Origin of the sequence: Acinetobacter sp. UBA6720 (assembly GCF_002454215.1) — a bacterium.
Taxonomy (GTDB): Bacteria; Pseudomonadota; Gammaproteobacteria; order Pseudomonadales; family Moraxellaceae; genus Acinetobacter.
In genome coordinates, this window is sequence record NZ_DKIK01000175.1 from 3145 (window position 1) to 4846 (window position 1702).

A 1702-nucleotide genomic window follows, 5' to 3' on the forward strand; every position below is an offset into this window, starting at 1 on the left:
AGACCGCTTAAGCGGTCTTTTTTATTTCAATCTCATTAAGCCACTGGCGCTAGTGTAAATAACACCTGCCCTGTTTTAACAGTTTGTCCTTTTTCGATCGTAATGCTTTCAACTTTCATGCGTTCGGGCGCAACAATCGGGATTTCAATTTTCATGGCTTCAATGACTGCTAGCGTTGCTCCTTCCTCGACAATATCGCCAGATTGACATTCAATTTTCCAAATCGAACCCGGCATATGTGATTCAACTGCACAACCACCATCAGGAATGATGACGGTTTCACCCTCATCAACAGCATCCAAACTCTCTGAGAAATATTCTGCAAGACCTGCCTCATGCCAACGACGACGTTCAGCATCAAAGTTAGCTTGTTGAGTTGCTTTAAAACTTGAAATGGTTTCAGCATTGTCTGATAAGAATTGATTATATTCTTTGAGGTTTAAAACACCTTCCTCAATTCTGAGTTTGAGTCGTCCTGCCTTAAAATCCTCACGCATCTGCATGAGTTCTGTTTCAGAAACTTCATAGAATTTAATCTGATCAAAGAAGCGCAATAACCACGGTTTACCTTGCTCAAAGTCTGCATTTCTACGATAGCGAGACCACATTTGAGTCGTTCTACCCACAAATTGATAGCCACCCGGTCCTTCCATTCCATAGACACACATATAAGCACCGCCGATTCCAACAGCATTTTCAGGTGTCCAAGTTCGTGCAGGATTATATTTAGTCGTTACGAGTCGTTGACGTGGATCAAGCGGTGTTGCAACTGGTGCACCTAGATATACATCACCTAAGCCCATCACCAAATAATTTGCGTTATATACCACGTCTTTTACGGCTTGCTTATCTTTTAGACCGTTAATGCGACGGATAAATTCGATATTGTCTGGACACCACGGTGCATCAGGACGCACCGTTTGCATATAACGATCAGTTGCCAACTGCGTTTGTGAATCTTCCCAAGCCAAAGGTAAATAGACAGTACGTGAAGGAACTTGCATTTCAGTCACATCAGGCAATTCTGTTTCTGCTTGTTTGAGTAGGTTCAATAAATTCTGTTGATCCAGTTTGAGTGAGTCATAATGAATTTGAAGTGAACGTATTCCCGGTGTTAGATCAATGATACCTATGATGTTTTGATCTTTAACCCACTGCATTAATGCATGTATGCGGAATCTCAAATTCAGGTCTAAAACCAATTCACCATACTCAACCAACATGTAGTTATTACCAGCGGGGCGATACACTACATTTGGAGTATGATCTTGACCATCTAAACGATCTAATACAGCATCATTTAAGCTATCAAACTCAGCATAAAAGCTTTGACCAAATTGCACATCATTAAGATGCTCAGTACTAAGCATATGATGATAGGTTTGATTTAATTCGGCTGCTTGTTCATATCGAATAGGAACAAATTTGACTTTGTCTCCTGCTTTTAATTGACCTAATTTCCAAAGTTCAGAATGAACAACGACCGCTGGGCAAACAAAACCACCAAGACTCGGACCATCAGGACCTAAAATGATTGGCATGTCTCCAGTAAAGTCGATTGCTCGAATCGCATAGGCATTGTCATGAATATTGGAAGGATGTAAACCTGCTTCACCACCATCTTCACGCGCCCATTCTGGCTTTGGTCCGATCAAGCGAATTCCTGTACGGCTTGAATTGAAATGTACTTCGAAGGAATGTT

At 41.3% G+C, this 1702-nt stretch carries 1 protein-coding gene; it reads right to left on the reverse strand.

Translation table 11 applies throughout. The features are described 5' to 3' along the window. Window positions 1-35 precede the first annotated feature (35 nt). Window positions 36-1702, reverse strand: a 1667-nt coding sequence (locus B4F08_RS14655) for a carboxyltransferase domain-containing protein (RefSeq protein WP_291375024.1), incomplete at its 5' end; no start/stop codon positions are given.